Origin of the sequence: Streptosporangium amethystogenes, from assembly GCF_000721075.1 — a bacterium.
Lineage (GTDB): Bacteria > Actinomycetota > Actinomycetes > Streptosporangiales > Streptosporangiaceae > Streptosporangium > Streptosporangium amethystogenes.
Genome location: NZ_JOEQ01000063.1, coordinates 1 through 17,906 on the forward strand (window position 1 = coordinate 1; position 17,906 = coordinate 17,906).

13 protein-coding genes are annotated in these 17,906 nt (G+C 66.0%); 1 reads left to right on the forward strand and 12 read right to left on the reverse strand.

Annotated elements, in window-relative coordinates; genetic code table 11:
* Positions 1–1,015 (forward strand): NsdA family TPR-like regulatory protein (locus tag IG98_RS0141875; RefSeq protein WP_051753642.1); only part of this gene is annotated, 1,015 nt, incomplete at its 5' end.
* A gap of 251 nt (positions 1,016–1,266) precedes the next feature.
* Here IG98_RS0141875 and IG98_RS0141880 read toward each other — a convergent pair.
* From IG98_RS0141880 to IG98_RS0141935, 12 genes are all read right to left on the reverse strand, one after another.
* Positions 1,267–4,644 (reverse strand): helicase-related protein, encoded by a 3,378-nt coding sequence (locus IG98_RS0141880; protein WP_211264353.1) that lies wholly within the window; start codon positions 4,642–4,644, stop codon positions 1,267–1,269.
* Positions 4,623–8,666 (reverse strand): Eco57I restriction-modification methylase domain-containing protein, encoded by a 4,044-nt coding sequence (locus tag IG98_RS0141885; protein WP_030925725.1) that lies wholly within the window; start codon positions 8,664–8,666, stop codon positions 4,623–4,625. The genes IG98_RS0141880 and IG98_RS0141885 overlap by 22 nt, the downstream gene beginning before the upstream one ends.
* A 722-nt stretch (positions 8,667–9,388) precedes the next feature.
* Positions 9,389–9,580, reverse strand: a complete 192-nt coding sequence (locus tag IG98_RS0141890) for a hypothetical protein (RefSeq protein ID WP_157594845.1) — start codon at positions 9,578–9,580, stop codon at positions 9,389–9,391.
* 509 nt (positions 9,581–10,089) lie between these two features.
* Entirely contained in the window at positions 10,090–10,887 is a 798-nt protein-coding gene (locus tag IG98_RS0141895) for an aldo/keto reductase (protein ID WP_051753644.1), read from the reverse strand.
* Complete coding sequence (locus IG98_RS0141900) at positions 10,884–11,483, reverse strand: hypothetical protein (RefSeq protein WP_051753646.1); 600 nt, start codon at positions 11,481–11,483, stop codon at positions 10,884–10,886. Before IG98_RS0141900 ends, IG98_RS0141895 begins: the two co-directional genes overlap by 4 nt.
* Complete coding sequence (locus IG98_RS0141905) at positions 11,477–12,076, reverse strand: 3'-5' exonuclease (protein ID WP_030925735.1); 600 nt, start codon at positions 12,074–12,076, stop codon at positions 11,477–11,479. The genes IG98_RS0141900 and IG98_RS0141905 overlap by 7 nt, the downstream gene beginning before the upstream one ends.
* Before the next feature lie 13 nt (positions 12,077–12,089).
* A complete protein-coding gene (locus IG98_RS0141910) occupies positions 12,090–13,259 on the reverse strand; it encodes a radical SAM protein (RefSeq protein ID WP_030925737.1) in 1,170 nt (389 codons plus the stop codon).
* Entirely contained in the window at positions 13,256–13,771 is a 516-nt protein-coding gene (locus tag IG98_RS0141915) for a nucleoside-diphosphate kinase (RefSeq protein WP_030925739.1), read from the reverse strand. Before IG98_RS0141915 ends, IG98_RS0141910 begins: the two co-directional genes overlap by 4 nt.
* A gap of 3 nt (positions 13,772–13,774) precedes the next feature.
* On the reverse strand, positions 13,775–14,764 hold the full coding sequence (locus IG98_RS0141920; RefSeq protein WP_030925742.1) for a thymidylate synthase: 990 nt from the start codon (positions 14,762–14,764) through the stop codon (positions 13,775–13,777).
* Complete coding sequence (locus IG98_RS0141925) at positions 14,761–15,828, reverse strand: hypothetical protein (RefSeq protein WP_245651936.1); 1,068 nt, start codon at positions 15,826–15,828, stop codon at positions 14,761–14,763. Before IG98_RS0141925 ends, IG98_RS0141920 begins: the two co-directional genes overlap by 4 nt.
* Positions 15,818–16,036, reverse strand: coding sequence for a hypothetical protein (locus tag IG98_RS0141930; protein ID WP_157594846.1), 219 nt, complete (start codon positions 16,034–16,036; stop codon positions 15,818–15,820). Before IG98_RS0141930 ends, IG98_RS0141925 begins: the two co-directional genes overlap by 11 nt.
* Positions 16,037–16,131: 95 nt before the next feature.
* On the reverse strand, positions 16,132–17,367 hold the full coding sequence (locus IG98_RS0141935; RefSeq protein ID WP_030925749.1) for a helix-turn-helix domain-containing protein: 1,236 nt from the start codon (positions 17,365–17,367) through the stop codon (positions 16,132–16,134).
* Positions 17,368–17,906 lie beyond the last annotated feature (539 nt).

Below are 17,906 nucleotides of genomic sequence, written 5' to 3' on the forward strand. Positions count from 1 at the left end.
CCCGGCGGCGCTGGGGGAGTGGCTGACGGCGTGGAACTACGGGGTGCCACCTCAGACGGTCGCGCAGCGGGGGACCAACGCGATGGTCGGGATGGCCGACGTGGAGCGGATCCACGAGGCGTGCAAGGTGTTCGGCCAGATGGACAACCAGTTCGGGGCCGGACTGGTCCGCCCGGTGGTGGTGGGATATCTGAACAAGACGGTGACACCGCTGCTGCGGGGCCGTTACGACGACCGGGTAGGGGCGGCGCTGATGTCGGCGGCGGCCGGGATGACCCTGATAGCGGGCTGGACATCCTTCGACATGAACCTGCACGGTCAGGCGCAGCAGCACTTCGGGCAGGCGCTACGGCTGGCCAAGACGGGAGACGATCCGCTCACCGGCATCTGGGCTCTGGCGATGATGACTCACCAGGCGACTCACCTGGAGCAGGCCACCTGGGCACCCTGGCTGGCCAGAGCCGCAGTTGACACTGCACGCCGAGCACAGGCGCCGCCGCGCGTCATGGCGCTGATGCTGATCAAGGAGGCCAAGGCGTTGGCTCTGCAGACCAATCCGGCCGAAACCCACGATAAGCACAGCGCCAAGCAGATCAAACGACTGCTCGCCGAGGCCGAGAGCGCCTATGCCCAGGGGCCTACGGATCGCGATCCGGAATGGATCGACGAGTATGACGCAGTCGAGCTGGAGGCGCAGGCGGGCAGTTGCTGGCGGCTCCTCGGTGAGTACGATCGAGCGGCGGCTTATGCAGAGGCGGCCGTGACCGCGTTCAGCGGACGCCTGCCTCGATCCGCTCAGATCAACCAGGTAAGCGCCGCCGGGGCATATTTGGGAATGGGTGACCTGGAACGGGCCATTGATTGCGCCCGAGCTTCCATCCCGGCGGCGAAGGCGCTGAACTCTCCTCGTTCGGTGGAGCGTCTCCAGAAGTTCGCCGACGAGTTGGACCCGTACAGCGGCAGCATCATGGTCCGCCAGTTCCGCGACCAGCTGCACAGCGAACTCGCCGCCTGACCGGACATAAGCCGAGGTTGGACGCGCGCGGCCATACGCCAGTGTCCTGCTTCGTTGCGATGGCATCCCGTTCTGTGCCGCCAGGTGAGCGAATGCTCGATCCGGCGTCACGTGCCCCGCGAGAAGCCGAGGAGGTATTGCCCCTGTGACAGGGGCAATACCTCGGTTCCAGTAGCCATCAAGGGTCTCAAGCCACTGGTCGCCGGCCTCTCCGTAGTCGGTCACGCGGACCTGTTGAACCCCAGGCTTCGTCAACCAGGGACGATCGCCATCCAGCACATCAGGTGTACGTCGTCCTCGGTGATCTGCGGCAGGGGTTCCGGAGCGGTCTGGCGCACCAGGCCGAGCCGATCCGCGAGTTCGGCGAGATGATCGACTCGCTGTCGTGCGTTACCCGGGTGGGCCAGCCCCGTACGGATATCGCGCAGAATTCGGGAACTATAGGGCGCCTGGAGGCGTCCGACAAGCTCATCCTGATCCTCGCCCAGGTGGGAGCCGTGCTGTCGCACCAGATCAGCGGCGTCCCGCATCACCTTCGGGATACGCGGCTGCAGGTTGGCCGGATCGGCGTTGTGCATCCAGGAATCACGGATGTGCCGCCGGGCATGTGTCCAGGCGGGGAAAGCCGCCTGATAGATCGGGTCGGTCAGGACCGCCGGAGTCTCGGGGCCGCCGGGGTCGGCGGCGGACAGGCAGGACAGGGTGTCGTCCACGACGATGACATGCCCCTCCTCGTCATAGGTGACGTTGAGGTCGTTGGCGAGGGGGACGTATCGGAACCACGGCCGGGGATGGTCGCCGATCCGGGCGCAGAACACCAGGCCCGGATGGGTTCCGCCCGTGCGGACGAATCCGGTACCGCTGCCCCAGGGCAGGTGCTGTACGGCATCACGGATATACGGGTTGGCGAGCTGGGCCTGCAGCCGACGCCGATACTCCTCACCGGAGAGGGCGGAGCTGCCGCCCGTCTCGAAGAGGGCGGCGTCTTCGAGCTGGAGCCGCTTGATCTCCTCACGGGTTTCGGTGAGGTTGACGTCGCGGCCGACGAATCCGGGAAGCACCTCGCCGACCCCGGTGGCGGCTGACGCCTGCTTGAGCTTGCGCTGCAGCCGCTCTTCCAGGCCGAGGAACCGTTCGAGCTGCTGGTCGGGGAAGAAGCAACGGAGGAAGACCTCCTGGTGGTCGGAGCCGATCCGGTCGATTCGGCCATGCCGCTGAACGAGTCGCATCGGATTCCAGGGCAGGTCGTAGTTGACGATGTGCCGGGCCTGTTGCAGGTTGACGCCTTCGGCGAGCACGTCGGTGGCAATGATCAGATCGAACAGGTCCTCGTCCGCGCCACCACCCGCCGTACGGGGAGCGAATCCGGCGATGACCTGGGAACGTCCGGTCCGGTCCGGACCGGCGGCGGTGGCAACCCGGCCGCGGTAGCAGGCAAGGCGTGGATCGGACTCGATCGCGGTCAGCAGCCGACCGTGTACATGTTCGACGGTGTCGGAGTAGTAGGAGAAGACGAGGACCTTGTGCTTGTCCCGAGTCTGCTGCTCGTTGATCCCCTCTGCCACGGCCTCGGCCGCGATGGCCGCGAGCTCTTCGACGAGTGCCTCGACCTTGGGATCAGGCCCCCGCTGATGCGTCTGCACCTCATCACGGAAGGACGTCAGCAGGGCGAGATCGGCGTCGACGGCAGCGCGCAGCTCCGGTACGTCGAACTCGTCGGCATTCTTCACCCCATCGATGTCCTCATCGAGTACGTCGAGAAAGTCGTCGATGGTGTCGCTGTCGGAGGACGTCCACTCCCGGAACGCATCGCCGGTGAGGACCACGCCCTGGTCGAGCGCGGCCAGGAAAGCCTCGTGACCACTGATCATCTTGTCCAGGGTGCGTTGGAAGGCGTAGGCCGATGACTCGAACCGCTTGAGCAGCGCGGATCGCAGCAGCCCGGCGTTCTGCTGCTCGTACTGCTTCTCGCGTCCATCGTGCTCAAAACGAGAGGGCACATAGCGGGCGAGAGTGAGAACCTCGCCGGGAGCATCGAGGATGACCGCCGAGTCGTCGTCATGGTGGTTCAGCTTGTCGCCGAGGGCGGTGGCGAGCCGGTCGAAGAGGCCGGGGAGCGCCTCGTCGAGGTTGTAGTCGACGCGCCGAACCCGGGGCGTCGGGAAGCTGATCTGCCGCTCCACACCATTGATGACCACGCGATCCCCGACGTAGTGATTCCGAACGAATCGCCTGGTACGCCGGACCGCCACCTTGTCCAGAACGTCGAAAAGATGCTCGGGCGACAGGTCGTCGGGATTGATCGCCATTGCCCGGTCGAAGTACCCCTTCAACGAGGGCACTCCGGAGTCGGCGAACATCGCGTCATTGGTGACGAAGTAGGAGATCAGGTTGTGTAGGTCGTAGAGGCTGTTGTTGACCGGGGTCGCGGTGAGCATCACCAGCCGCTTCGGGGTGCTACCCGAGAGCAGCCTGCGCAGCGCTTCGGCCCGCCGGGTGTTGGCGTTGCGGAGCGCATGCGCTTCGTCCACCACGACCAGGGCGTATTCGTCGGGATCCTGAAGGGCCGCGCCGAGTTGTCCCGCGTTCTCCAGACCGGCGGTCAGCTGCTCATAGGAGACGATGTCCGCGCGGAGGTTCTTGTCGCGCAGGAATGGGCCCCAGGTGGAGTCGCGGAGCGTCGCAGGCGCGATGATGAGCGCCTTCTGCCGGTTGGTGATCACCGCCTCGTGCAGGATCTCCCCGGCGATGAAGGTCTTGCCCAGGCCGACCTCGTCAGCGACGATCACGCCGTTGAGTCGGTCCAGGATCCGCTGTGCCCGCCAGACTCCGTCGGACTGGAAGCCTGTCAGGTTGAGCCGGGAACGGGTACGGGCCGACTGCTCCTGCTCGACCTCCGCGCCGTACAGCTCGTACAGCATCCGCAGGAAGATCTCCCACGGCTGGTGCTGTCGCCATCGTGACTCGTACAGGCCGGCCAGGTCGTACGACGAGGCCGCCTGCCACATCTCCTCGAACCAGTCCCGTACGGCGCGCACCGTGTCCGGCTGGTACTGACCGAGGTTGAGCTCCTTGTTGCGGGCGAGACCCGCGTAGGTGAAGTTGCTCGATCCGGCGATGACACCGGGCATCCGGCTGTCCACGATGAACGCTTTACCGTGCAGGAACCCCTTTTCGAACCGGCGAACCTCGACCCGGCCGGAGCGCAGCCAGTCGACCAGGCGATGAGCGGCGGCATCGGACTCGGAGGTGAAACCGAGCAGGTCGCGGTCCTCCTCCATACGACGCTGGTGGCCTTCCAGCGCCCGCCTGACCTGCTCCCGTTCGGCCCGTCTCCCCAGTCCGGTGGCCAACGGCCGAATCTTGGGCCGATCCTGGTCCGGGTCGGCACCGAGCAGCAGCCGGACCGGTCCGGCCTGCTCCAGCTCGTCGGCCAGCAGGCCGAACCCGCCGGGATTGAAGTAGGCGGACGCGATCGATACCGGCGGCAGCGAGGAGAGCTCGGTGCGCATCCCCTCCAACAGGGTGTTGATCGCGTCGGCGACTGTTTTCCCGCCTTCGGGATGGTTGGTGGCGAAGGTGGGCCGGAAGTCGTCGTCGGGGAGCGTCACGCCGTTCTCTTCTTCCACGTGTCGTAATGGCGGAGGACGGCGGTCAGTCGCTCGCTATGGTCCCAGCCGCGGTGGAAGGTCTCGAAGATGTGGGTCACCTCGTCACGATCGAGGTCGTAGAGCAGGGCCACCACCGCGTCCAACTCCGCGATCAGGTCGGCTTTCTCCTCCGGAGTGCGCACCGATCCGACCGGCACTCCAACCTCGGCTGCCCAGTCCGCGTACCGTTCATCGACTGCCGCAAGCCGTCCTGAGATCTCCACTACTCGCTTGCGGAGTGGGCTTTCGGCTTTCGGTCGAGGTATGGGGAAGGCGTTCAGCAGCGTGTATGAGAGTTTGATTTCCACGAAGCGGCGCGCATACCAGTCCAGAGGGAGGGAGGACAGTAGCCCGAGTACGTAAGCCTCATCCTGATAGCTCCCTTCTCGCCGAAAAAAATAGGGAGCTTTCTCGACAAGTGTATTTCCGCCGGGAACTAGTGCGCAGATAACAGTCCGAGAGTCTGTCGCTCGGGTGACGTCACGAAAGGCGATTCGAGGGCTTTTGTATCCAAGTGTTTCCGGGTCGTTGGCCCAAGTTTTGGGCATCCCGTGAAAAGCGCTTCGGACGAGTTTAATCTGTCGCTTCCGCCGACGTTGTGCCCAAGCTTCGAATTCGCCGGAATCTGCAAAGGCATACGGGGCCCCAAAATCAGGTGCCCAAAGATTGAACGACGCGCCGGTAAGGACAGGGAGGTCCTTCGTAGGGTTCGCCAGGTTGAAGTCGTACATCGCCTTGTCATCGGTGGTGTGCAGTTCGCGCAGTGGAGTGAATGCCCACTCGCCGCCTTCGGCATCCAACCTCGGCTGGGCCCTGAGCCGAGCAAAGACGCCGAGACTCTGAGGATGCGGGAGGAGAGGGAAGACCGCCCCATCCGACCAGGTGGCGAACTCCTTGGCAGGAAGCGCCTGCCCCGGAACGGCCATGCCCGCGCGATAGTCCGTCAGGGAGAAGAACGGACCGCGAAGTACGACACTTCCGACGTGCTGGGGACCCCGGACAGCGGTGACCAGACCGATTGTGTACTGCGGATGCACTTCATCGAAGATCCATTGGCGGTTGTTGACCATCATGGTCACATCCGCGAACGCGCCTTCGGCCAGGATCGTCTCGCGGAACTGCGCCCCGGCCCTGCCACCGAGAATCGTCCGGGGGAGAACGATCCCGGACCGGCCACTGTCGCGGAGCAGATGCCAGAAACGCCAGGAGAAGGCCAGCGAGAGGTCGGTATCGGTGGCGGCGCGTAGCCCGGGGAAGGGCCCCTTGCCCAGCACGTTCTTGAGCGCCTCGGTTCGGCTGACCTCAGCTTCGTACTCGGCGAGCAGGTCGGGCCGTTCCCGCCGGTAGCGGACGATGGCCTCGTTCTTGTCCTTCTGCGGCAGAGAGCGTAGTCCGGGGAAGCGCAGCCCCCACCACTGGTGCTCTTCGACCTTGACCTTCTCCCAGGGCGGATTGCCGATCAGCACGTCGAAGCCGGGACGCTCCCGCAGGAAAACCTCGGGGAAACGGAGCGGGAAGTGCGCCACGTTCAGCTCGGCTGCGCGCTCCTGGACAACGGAGGAACGTCCGGCCTCAATGGCCTGCTCGGGGGTGACCACCCCAGGTATCAGCGCGAGCCGTACGGCGATCGCGGCGTCGAAAAGCGCTCGCGCGTCAGCGGCGGCCTCTTGCGCGGCGGCATAGGCCAAGGCGGCGTCCTGCACCTCCTGCTTGGTCGCCTCGGAGGTGCGGGCCACCCGGATGAGCACCTCCCGTGCCCGCCCGAGCGCTTCCTGGATCGGCTCGTCGAACAAGGTGGCCGCACCACTTTGGACGCCGGGAGCCAGGATCTGAAGAACCTCCTCGACGGTTCCGATACCGGTGAGGCTGTTGCCGACAGTGAGCCCATGGTCGAGAGAGGACATCGGCAGGCCCGGAACGAAGGTATGAATCCAGATTCCGAGGCGGGCGAGTTCGACCGCCATCAGGTTGAGATCCAGGCCGTAAATACAACGGCGAGCGATCTGGCGACGGAGCAGGGCGGAGGTTTCGATCTCCACGTCGGCGGCATGACCGCCGAGGGCATTACGGGCCGCCTGGGAGAGTCGGGTCAGCTCGTCGCTGATGGCGGCGATCGGTCGTTCAGCGAGCAAAGCGGTGAAGCGGGCTTCGATCCGGTCAATCGCGGCGACCAGGAAGTGGCCGGAGCCCATGGAGAGGTCGGCGACCCGGAAGTCGAAGAAAAGCTCGGCCGCACCGGCCTCGTCTTCGGCATCCAGCAGTGCGCTGACCCGGTCGAGATGGTCGGTGAGTGCGGGTTCCAGCGCGCCGTCCAGCAGATGCTCCACCGCGAACGACTTGGTGAAGTACGAGCCAGTGGACTTGCGCGCTCCGGATTTGTTGTGGAAGTAGACCTGGCCGGCCGGAACCTCGACGAGATCGCTGTCTCGGGCGGGAACGAAGGCATCATCCTTGTCCACCGTGAGCGCCACCGTCGCGATCGACAGCGATGATTCCAACAGTCCCTCATAGAGGGTGCCGAACTCGCGGACGCTCAGCGAGCGGAAGTCCACCGGTCCATGAGTGCTGTCCGGGCCGATGTCCACCAGCAGGGCGCGGAGCGCGGGACCGAGCTCGGCGTCTGTCAACCGCATGGCGGCCAAGGCCGCACCGGAGGGATTGGAGTTCGGATCGCGGGAGAATAGACCGCCGTTGTAGGCGGGCACGTCCCAGTTGCTGTTACCGCCGTCCACGGCGTTCCAGATGCCGAGCATGTCGTCCCAGAGGGCGGTAGCCGTATTGTCGAACGACTGGGTGAGGTCGGCGGCGAATTCCTTGGCCAATGTCTTGATCGCGTGCCGGTCGTAGCGGGAGTTGCGCCCGTAAGGGAGCAGGGCGCGGTCCTCGGCATAGGCGACGAAGAGCAGCCGGAACAGGATCATCAACGTACGGTGGTACGCCTCCTGTAGATCTGCCTCGGTGGCGACGTTCATCCGCCGGGCAACCGCGATGGCGAGGCCGGGCACGACATCGTTGTACACGCGCTCCCGGAGTCGGCCTCCGAGGTCGGCGGCGAAGTTCGAGGAGGCGCGCAGGATCTCTACAACCGTGCCCTCGGGAGCGAGCGCCCCGGGCGAGAAGAGCAGGTGCAGGTATGCCGCGTCATCCTCGGAGAGGAGCGTCAGATCCAGCTCGGTGAAGGTCTCGCCCTGACTCTTGCGGCCGACTCCAACGGTGGGATTGACCGGATGCAGTCGTATCTGGTTGCCGCGGAGCACGATCACCCACGGCAGGTTCTCCTTGGCGGCCACCGAAATGGCGTGTGAGACGGGGGAGACCGCTCCAAAACGAGGTGAGGGACGGTCGAAGACCTCGTCGTGCTCCAGCAGGACGGCGATCGACCGGGAGGTGCCCTCCTGGGTCAAGAGCAGAGCCGCCGATCCCCGAGGGGTCGTGCCGTAGCCGAGCGCCTGGATCAGGGGGAGGCCGCTGAGGCCCAGTAGCGGACGAGATGCCTGTGCGGCAGCAGCCCAATCGGTCCGGAGGGGAACCCCATTGCGAAGCTCATGCGTGGCGAAGAGTCCCTGGTTGAGCAGGCCCAGGGTGAGTTGTTCCTTGGCGCTGGAGAGGAGCCGATTTAGGGCGCGCAGCGCGGTGTGCTGGTTCTCCTCGGCGAGCACGGCACAGCAGATCCGGCCAAGCTGGTCCACGGTCAGCTGGGTGATCGGGTCGCCGTCGTTTCCGCAGGCCGCCGCCTTGGTGGTGCCCGCGTCGCTGTACAGGACCACGAGGATGACCGGAGACGAACGACCGCCGTGTCGGAGGCTCCAGAGACGCCGTAGATCCTCCGCTTTGGGCGCGCCGGTCTCGCTGTAGGCGAGTGCCACTTCCAGCGGCGCGTCTCCGTTCCCGAATAGAATCCGCGTGGTTTTCAGATTGGAGGGTGTGCCGACAGGCTGGTTCCACTGCAGGTCACGGACATCTGCATCTTCGAGAAACTGCTCCGCGACATCTGCGAGCACGTCTGCGACCTTCCGCCCAGCACAAAGGAGCCCCTTTGGGATCGCTCCACTTGGGTGGAATGTTACTAACTAATGGATCTTATTTGGCAATCCGTATCAAGGTATATGCATATGTAATAATTCACTTACTTCCCATTTAGAAATATATGTCATATAGCGGGCTAAATTGCCAAAGTTGGTTAATCTCGACAGCAAGGTGTGTCCTGGGCATTGAGTTGTACATATCGGGAGATTCAGGACGGCATGGTGGTTTCGCGGCGTGATCTGCACGCGCTCAGCTGTGTTCCGCGCGAGCTGTTCATTGCGGGCGCACCAAGTACAGCGTGTACGAACAGCAGATTCAGATTGAGCCCAATCGGGAGCGATACCTCCGGCCCGATGTACCGCCCGAGCCGGTGAGCCACGGGCCTACCTGGCGGATGCCTCCAGCCTTGTAGCCACGCAGGCAGCTCGGCGAGCTGCAGAAGCGTGCGGGCCCTCGCCTGGCCGTACGCTCACCGAGCTGTTCGACGACCTCAGCCGCATGTACGGCCCGGAGCACCGGGTCTACGACAGCTTGAGCCGTCTCAACCTCTGACCGGCGTGGGGGCCTCCAGCGGGGACCTCGCCCGAGCGAGATCGCGTAGCGCGCGAATGCACTGAGACCGTTCCAGAGAAGGGCGCAGGTCTGGCCGAGAACCGGCTCTGGGATGACCAGCGGCCCGAACCGCGGAGAAGTTTCCTCACGGACGATGCTGGGCGGCGTCGATCGCTTCGACGATCTCACGGTCGCGGAGGGCCTCGGCCATCATGTCGCGGTAACGAGAGGAAAGGTCGTCCTCGCCGCTGTCGAAGCAGCCGACCCAGGGGAAGCGCCGCCGGATGGCCCCGTAATCGGCCGTCTCCGAGTCAGTTGTGTCCGCTGGGGTGCTCATGCTCCCGCTGTGAATGGTCACGCGGTGATTTTAGATTCCGCTCCAGAAGCAGTCTGGAGTTTGCGGCGAGCGACTACTGCCCATCATCGCGGCCAACGTCCCGAGCTACGACGCCGGGCGTCTGTTCGCCCTGGTCGTCGGCGCTCAGGGGGAGGCGATTTCTAGTCGTTTCCCGGTACGGGTGGTGTTCGGCGGCCCTCAGTCATCACAATTGGTGTCCGTACGGCTACCAAAGGAGGAAGGTGTGGGTGAGCCTGTGAGGCTCTCGCGACGCGGGTCTTGCGCTCCTGACCGCCTTCAGGCCGGACAACGAGGCTGACCAGGTTGGCCACGGGACCAGGGCCCCGGCGTTAATTCGCTATGTCCCGGTTCGTCGGATTGATCAGATGGCATAGACGGCGAAGGCGTCATCGCGGTCGAGGAGGTCACGGCGGGCGTGGGCGATGGTCATCGTCACTGTCTCGATCGTCCCGCCTCACCCTGCTTCGCAGCAAAAGGACTTACATGTCCTATGTCTCACGAGAGTCTGACAGAGAGGGGAGCCGACCGGCGGCCTGCACCAAGGCGTTCAGGTGCTGCGGGCTGCTGGTGGCCGGAATGGGGGCGACGTGCTCGCCAAGAGCGAGCAGCCAGCCCAGGGACTCATCGATACCGGCGGTGGTGATGAGGCGGCCCGCGTTCAACGGCCGGTAGGGGACGTACGGGATACCGGTCTCAGCGCAGTAGGTCAGGGCCGGATCGTCGGGTTCGTCGAGGTTAAGGCAGTTCTGTACGGCAGCGATAGGCGCCACTTGGCAGGCCTGCCGGATCTGCTCGGCGGTGACCTTGGACAGGCCGATCGCGGCGATCTTCCCTTCGGCCTGGAGAGCGGCGAGTTCTCCGACTTGGTCGGCCAGCGGGACCGCGGGGTCGATCCGGTGCAGGTAGCACAGGTTGATGCGGTCAACGGCCAGGCGTCGCAGACAGGCTTCGACGGCGGCGCGCAGGTAGTCCGGTCGGCCGAGCGGTTTCCATATGTTCGGGCCGGGGCGGATCATCCCGACCTTGGTGGCCAGCAGGACCTGCTCCGGGTAGGGGTGCAGGGCGCGGCGGATGAGGTCTTCGACGGTGTGCGGGCCGTAGGCGTCGGCGGTGTCGAGGTGGGTGATGCCCAAATCGATCGCGGTGCGCAGCACCACCGCGGCGGCGGCGACGTCGGCGGGCGGCCCCCAGGTGCTGGAACCGGTCAGGCGCATGGTGCCCAGGCCCAGGCGGGAGACGCGCTTGCCGGCGATGGTGATGACGCCACCGGGCAGGAGGGTGGTCACGGCGCCTCCAGTTCGATGATGGTGGCCACGGCGGTCTGCACCGTGGCAGCGTGTTTGGAGCCGGGGACGGCGAGGTAGTCGGGCCGCTGCTCCTTGAGGATCTCGTGCAGGTGCCGGTCGACGCAGGCCCGGAACGCCGTATTGGAGTAGTCGGGGTCCTTGCCTGCGGGGGTGTCGAACGGGGCGGAGGGATCGAGGACGGTCGCCAGGATCAGCGCCTGGCGGCTGGTGTACAGCTCCGTCAAGGCGGTCAGGCGGTTGAGGTCAGCGAGCGCAGGTTGCCGGCCGCGATGCTCGGCGGCGGCCAGGTAGTAGGCCAGGGCGGTGTGCGCGGTGCCGTCAGCGATGACGACGTCCGAGGTCAACTCCGCCTCCAGGGCGGCGGCGGCCCCGAACGTGATGATCCATTCGGTGGAGGCGGGCGTGTGCCGGGTCATCTTGGGGAACCCGAGTTCGGCGGCTTGTTTGGCCAGGCCGCCGACGCGGGTCACAGCCAGGCCGATCGCGCGTAACTCCATCTCGATGTACTGGGCCAGGTAGGTCGTGTTGGTGCCGTGGGTTCCGGCGATACCGAGGTGGATGGGGGAGGTCACCATAGGGTTTGTTCCTCATGGTCGGGGACGGCGGCGCCGGGCAGGTTCGGGGGGACGGCCACTGCGGCGAGAGCCTGCCAGGTGGGGTAGTGGCCGGCGAGGTCGAGCAGGAGCAGCGCGGCGGCGTGGGCGTCGAATCCGGCCCGGTGCCGGCGGCCGGGGATGCCATCCAGCGGGACGGCGGTGTGGGCCAGGAGCGCATCGAGACTGTAGCCGGGCGCGTCCGGGCAGGTGGCGCGGGCCAGGCGCAGCGTGTCGATGACCCCGGCGGGCTCCCAACCGGGCAGGTGGCGGCTCAGCGCCGTGTAGTCCACGTGGGCGTTGTGGGCGGCGATCCAGGCGCCTTGCAGGGACGCCTGGATCGCCGGGGCGACCTGCTCCCAGCGGGGAGCGTCGGCCACGTCGTGGTTGGTGATGCGGTGCACGCGGGTGGCGAAAGCTGTGATCGGCCGCGGTGGCTGCACCAGCGTGCACAGCTGCGGCACCGGCTGACCGGCTGTGATGCGGACGGCGGCGACTTCCACCAGATCCGGCGGGGTGGCGCCGTTGCCTTCCACATCGACGACGAGCAGCTCGGGCCAGGTGCCGAAGTCCATTGTGGAGTTCTCCTTAGGTGGTCGGCCAGCCGATGTCGGCTCGGCCGTGCCTGCGGTAATGGTGGGGCTTGGCGCGGTCGTGGACCTGGTAGCCGTGGGTGTGCTGAAGGAAGTAACGCGGCGGCTCGTCCAGGCCCTCGACAATGATGGCGCGTTCGGTGATTTCCACGCCGCCGACCGCGCCGAGGTCGCGGGCCTGGGCGGCGACGACAGCCTCATCGGGCCGCTTCCAGGCGTCGCGGCACAGGTTGAGCTGCTTGATGGGGCAGATGTCGCACAGCTCGCGGATGCCGTAGTGGCCGTTGTAGTCGGCCTCGCCGTGGGCGTAGGCGACGCCGCAGCTCGTCTTGCGGAACAGTGGCCCCCATGGCGCGTCGCGGTCGGCGGGCCGGTGGAAGGCGGTGAGGATTCGGTGCTCGGACTCCTCCGGCATGATCTTGCGGCGGGCGGTGCCCTGGTAAGGCTCCGGCAGGCCGTGGTCGCGGTAGTAGGCGGCGATCTCCTGCCGGAAGAACAAGCCGGTGAATACCGTGGCGTGCGCGTGCCGCGACAGTTCCACCGCCCGCTGGATGTGGTCGTCGGAGTCGTTGAGGCCCGGCACGATGGGCCGCCAGTACAGCATGGTGCGGTACCGGTCGGCGTACTCGTACAGGGTGCGCAGGCTCGCTGCGGCGATGGTCGAGTCCACTGGCTCGATACCGGGATGGTCGATGCCCGAGTGCGTCACCAGCACGGTGAGTTTGATGTTGCGGAAGCTGTTGAAGACCGCGCAGTCCTCAGGATTGACGCGCCAACGGGTGATGACCAGGACGTGGTTGGTCAGGCCGCGCTCGTCCAGTAGCCGCAGCGCGGCGAAGGTGTGTGGTTTGACCACGGGCAGCATGGGGTCGGTGGCCCGGTTGAAGATCTGGATCGGTGTCAGGTGCGGTTGGAAGTAGCGGTGGCCGGTCAGTAGTTCGACGGCGGTCTCGTCGCTCATCAGCGCCCGCGGGGTCTTCATCTCGAAGTTGTCGAACAGGTGGCGAACGCAGTAGCCGCAGTCCAGCGGGCAGCCGACGATGTGGTTGAGCGACAGCCCGGACTTGCGGTATTCGATGACGTCGGCGAGTTGCGGCTTGAGGCCGGCGATCTGCTCGGGGTTCAGGATCGGCAAGGGGCGGCGGGCGTGCGGGGTGACGGTCATGCGATGCTCCTGTCTATGGTGGTGAGCAGGTGCCGCTGGTCGGGGCCGTACCAGATGCCGAAGTCGCGTTCCACGACTTCGGCGTGGTCGGAGGTGTGAATCAGGTTGTCGATGAGCCGGCCTTCGGCGCGGGCCGTGGTCAGGCTGTCGGTGCCGAAGTGGCCGCGGATCGTGTCGGGCCCGGCGATGCTGGGGTCGGTGACGCCGAGCAGGGCGCGCACCCGGGTGGCGGCGTCCGGCCCGTGGCCGAGGGCGACCATCACCGGGTTGCCGACGTAGATGCGGCGCAGATCGGCGGGCACGTCCAGGCCGAACTCGCGGGAGAGCTCGGGGGCGAGCATGTCGTCGTAGTGGGCGAAGATCTGCTGCTCGGTCGGGTGGAGCACCTGGCGGGCGGTGACGTGGACCTCGCGGGCGACCCAGGCAAGCACGTCGTCGGTCAGGCCGCGGACCAGGCAGTCGGGTTTGAGCAGGATCACGGTCCAGGCGGACCAGCCAGGGGGAGCGGGCATTTGTCAGCCCTTCGGTAGATGTCCGGGCCAGCGGCAGGCCACCAGCCACCGGTAGTAGGGGTCCAGGGCGGCCAGCACGCCGGTGTCGACCGGACTGTTCGGCTGGTGGGTGATCTGCCGGTAGACCTCCAGAAGCAGCACGACTTGCCGCCAGTACGGCTCCAGCGGCAGGTCGGTGATGACATCGGCGTACAGGCGGCGCCGGTTGGTGCGCAAGCTCTCCTCCCACTCCAGGACTTTCTGGATGGTGTGCCAGGTAGTGGTGACCGGCATCGCGGGAGCCGTCGGCGGCGCCGGGGTGCGCTCGGCGAGGATCGCCCGTGCGCGCGGCAGGTCAGGCTCGTTGAGGTGCATGGAGGACACCTGGTGGGTGTAGGTGCCCAGCGGCACGCCGAGCTGGAGCGCGGCGAATTCGGCGATGAAGGTGAAGGAGAACACGTCGCAGACCAGGCCGAGCAGGGCGTCGTTGCCGCGCATGAACACCGTGGTGTGCAGTCGGCTGTCACGGATCAGGAATTGCACTGCGAGTGTGCAGGCGACATCGGGGTTGCCCGGGTCGGTGAACTCGAACGGCCGCATGACCGTCATGGCGGCGCGTTTGCTGTCCGGGTCAGCGGCCAGTAGCTTGACCGCGTGGTCGAACTGGCTTGCCCCCCGGGGGGCGAACAGGCGCTTCCCGTAGGCAGTGCCGGTCAGGTGCACACCGTCTACGGCCAGACTGCGCAACCGCGGCGCGTAGTAGCCGATCATGTCGATGTCGTCGCGTCCGGCCAGGTACCACAGCGCCTCAGCAATGTTGAAGACGATGTTGGTGCGGCGCGCGGCCAAAGCTGGAGTACGGCGGTGCGGGTCGGTGAGGATGAACGACACGTTCAGCACCTCGCGCGAGCGGTTGCCACGGGAAGAGATCGTGTACTGGGGAGTGGAGGTCACCAGGTTCAGCACCGCCCGGTAGGCGTCGTGGAACGTCGCGAAGGCCGTCGGCTGCATCATCGGGCGGTTCCGCCGGCGGGATGCGCTGCGGCCAGGTCCGTGATGAGCCGGTCCAGGCCGGCCACCTGGTGTGAGACCCGCATTGGCTGCAGGTATCGCAGGCAGGTGTCGATCAGCTCGGCATGTTCGGGCGAGCCCGCGATGCCACGCAGCCACTCGATGCGTTCGATGACCTCATGCCGGTCGGCGACGTGCAGCACCGGGGGCGTGACCTGGTCGGTGCAGGCGATGGTCGTGGGGGTGAGCGGTAGGCAGCCCGCGGTCACTGCCTCGCCCATGCGCTGGGTGATGGCGCCGACCGCGGCGTACCGGTCGGGCAGCAGCAGCACGGTGCTGAGCGCCGCGCGGTAGATGCCGGCCACGCCGGGGAACGGGCAACGGCCGGTGAAGTTCACCTGTGGCCATGCCTCGGTGCGCGGCCATTTCCCGGCGACCCGGTGAGGGAAACGAGCGGCGGCAGGGGCGAAGAAGTTCTCGAACGCCTCGTCGCGGTCGTACTGGTTGCCGACATAGACCAATGCCAGAGGTCGGGTGGCGGCGGCAAGCTTGACGGGGTCGGCTCCATCGACCAGCGCGTCGGGGACCATGTTGAACAACACCGCCGCACCTGTGGCGGGACGGCGAGCGGTGTCGCAGACGACCACGTTTGGCATGCGCCGAAAGGGATCGTCGAGAGCCATCTGCCGATCGGTGTCCCACAGCACCGTCGCGGTAGTCCGGGTGTGGGTGTAGTGGTCCAGCAGCGCCTGCTGGCGGTGCAGATCGCAGGTGTGCCCGGTGGTGCCGCAGGGGGTGGTGTTGCGGCCCGGTAGCGGCCAGCGCCACTCGCACAGGAGCACGTCGATGTCCGGGAACCCCGAGTCCCACCGGTAGGGCAACGCGTGGCCCGCCTCGTGCAGATCGCGATTGGACTGCAGAAGCACAAGCTCGTGGCCGCGGCTGATCAGCTCGTCGATGATCGGGCGGCGCCAGAACCGGCCACCATCAGGGGTGTCGAGGATGCCGGAGCCGAGGAAGCCCCAGAAACTGAAACCGATCTTCAATGCCTTGGTGTCACTGGTCATCGCTGGTCTCCAGCAGTGCACGGAGCCCCTCAGGGGCGGCATGACGGAGAGGGGGTTCCTCTCCTGCGGCGTTCATGGGCTGAGCGCACCAATCGCCGTGGCCACCCGCCTGCGTGAAATCCCGCCAGATGAGCCAGCCGGGAAAGTCGGCCTGCAGGATTTCAGCCGCGCTGGGCCCGAATACCAAGGTGGTGCGCTCGTCGTCCACGAGCTTCAAGTTACGGAGAGAGAGCAATCGTGTACAGCCATGTAGCGCCGTCGTTTGACGGCTCTACATGGGAAAGGGATACGGAACGTAGTACCTCAGTCGGTGAGGTTGTAGAACGCGACGAGGGCTTTTTGGTTGGGGTTCAGTTTCCGCCTGACGATCGAGACGATCTCCCGAGTCGCGTCCTGCCCGAGCTGCTGGTAGCGCAGCCACTCCGGTGCCTCGATCCGCAACTTGGTCATGATCTCGGTCGCGCGAGCCACATCGCCGGTCCGGGCGTTCGCGCGAGCAGCGTCCAACAGCGCCCGGTTCCAGGTGCTGTTGTCGGTCCGGCCGACTCCCCGCGGTAGGACCTCGTACAAGGCGACGGCTCTAGCCGGGTCGCCCGCGATCATCGCGTTTTCCGTCTTGATGAGGGCGGCGGTCAGAGGTCCGAAGGACCGGCCGGCGCTGCGCTTGTATTCACGCCCCATGCGGGTACCGGCCAGGCCGGCGAGGCTAGCGTACTCCTCGGCTTCCACTGGCTGGTTGTTACGGGCCGCTGCCGCTGAAGCCCGCGCCAGAAGCCACCCCCAGGCCTCCAGTTGAGTGTGCGTGGCCGAGGACATGCGCGGCTCGATAGTCTCGGCCGCGTGCAGACACAGGTCCATCACCTCGCGGAAGCGGCCTTGACGCATCATCGCCCATGCCTGGACGCTCACGGCAGCTCCCGCGAGTTGCATGTCACCGATGGCGAGGGCGTCGCGCTGGGAGCCCTGGATCGCGATCAGGGCCAGGTCGTGAGCGCGCACCTGGATGAGGTAGCGGGCCGCGAGGTTGAGCCCGTCAGCGCGTAGCCGAAGCGCCTCCTGCTGCTCGGGGTCTCCTTCCAGGTGGGTGACGTGGTATTGGGAAGAAAGGATGAGCGGTGGCAGCAGCGCTGCGAGGTCGTCGTAGCGGTTGCTGTGGTAGATCGCGCCGAGCGAGGACACAGCTTTTTCGAGCCGCGGCAGGGAGATTTCCTCGGCGTCAGCGGTACCGTACATCGGCTGACCGGCCAGGTTCATCGCCGGAGCGACAGCCGCGCGCAGGGGTGCCAGAACCATCTCGTTGGGCCCGTTGAGCACCGGATCGGGAGGGCCCGGGGATACGAACGTCATGGTGACCACACCCAGGGCCGTCGCGATGGTGTGGTAGGTCTCCATGCGCGCGGTGCCGCCTTGCTCAACTTTTTTGATCACTGCGGTGCTGAGACCACTGGCCGCGGCGAGTTCTTCCTGTGTCCAGCCGCGGCGTCCCCGCAAGGTACGGATTCTGTCACCTGGCTGGGCATGCGGGATAGTGTCGGGCATAACCCTGCACCTCCTGTTCCTGGGACTTCGACACCCTCAGGCTAGATGCGCAGGGATTATTTTTGCCCAGGATTGGTCGCAAGATTTGCCGGAAATGACAGCTTGCAGCGGAAGTCCTGTTTAGAGCCACCGAATTCGGTCTAATTGAATTTCATAAAATGGCGGCCATAAGTGGGACAAAGGCCTGCTACGCGGGCGCGGAGCCGCCGCCGGGTTCGATCCTGGCTTACGGGCCAGGGGTCCGGCGTTCTTGAGTTCTGATGCGGTATGGCGCGATTGAAGGTTTCGGCAGGTGGGATGCGAAAGAGTGCGACTTCTGATGATCTTTTTCGAGTGTTGTATCCGGCGCTAGTCGCCCAGCGCTGGAGCGGGGTGTTCGGCTGAGGTTCGTCGTTTCATGGGTGGGGTTGTTCGGTCTACTCGTGGAGCCGGGCCGGTAGGGGGCTGCGGCCGTTCTTGGCGAGTGGTGGCCGGCCGATATGAGGTCGCTGTGCCGGTGAAGCCGCAGGGGTGGCTGGGGTGGTCGTTTGGTGGTCGTT

Bases quoted from the DNA above. Each gene is read 5' to 3' on its own strand.
- IG98_RS0141910 (WP_030925737.1), bottom strand. From the start codon at position 13,259: ATGACCGTCACCCCGCACGCCCGCCGCCCCTTGCCGATCCTGAACCCC.
- IG98_RS0141900 (WP_051753646.1), bottom strand. From the start codon at position 11,483: ATGGTGACCTCCCCCATCCACCTCGGTATCGCCGGAACCCACGGCACC.
- IG98_RS0141920 (WP_030925742.1), bottom strand. From the start codon at position 14,764: ATGATGCAGCCGACGGCCTTCGCGACGTTCCACGACGCCTACCGGGCG.
- IG98_RS0141905 (WP_030925735.1), bottom strand. From the start codon at position 12,076: ATGGACTTCGGCACCTGGCCCGAGCTGCTCGTCGTCGATGTGGAAGGC.
- IG98_RS0141935 (WP_030925749.1), bottom strand. From the start codon at position 17,367: ATGCCCGACACTATCCCGCATGCCCAGCCAGGTGACAGAATCCGTACC.
- IG98_RS0141915 (WP_030925739.1), bottom strand. From the start codon at position 13,771: ATGCCCGCTCCCCCTGGCTGGTCCGCCTGGACCGTGATCCTGCTCAAA.
- IG98_RS0141890 (WP_157594845.1), bottom strand. From the start codon at position 9,580: ATGAGCACCCCAGCGGACACAACTGACTCGGAGACGGCCGATTACGGG.
- IG98_RS0141925 (WP_245651936.1), bottom strand. From the start codon at position 15,828: ATGACCAGTGACACCAAGGCATTGAAGATCGGTTTCAGTTTCTGGGGC.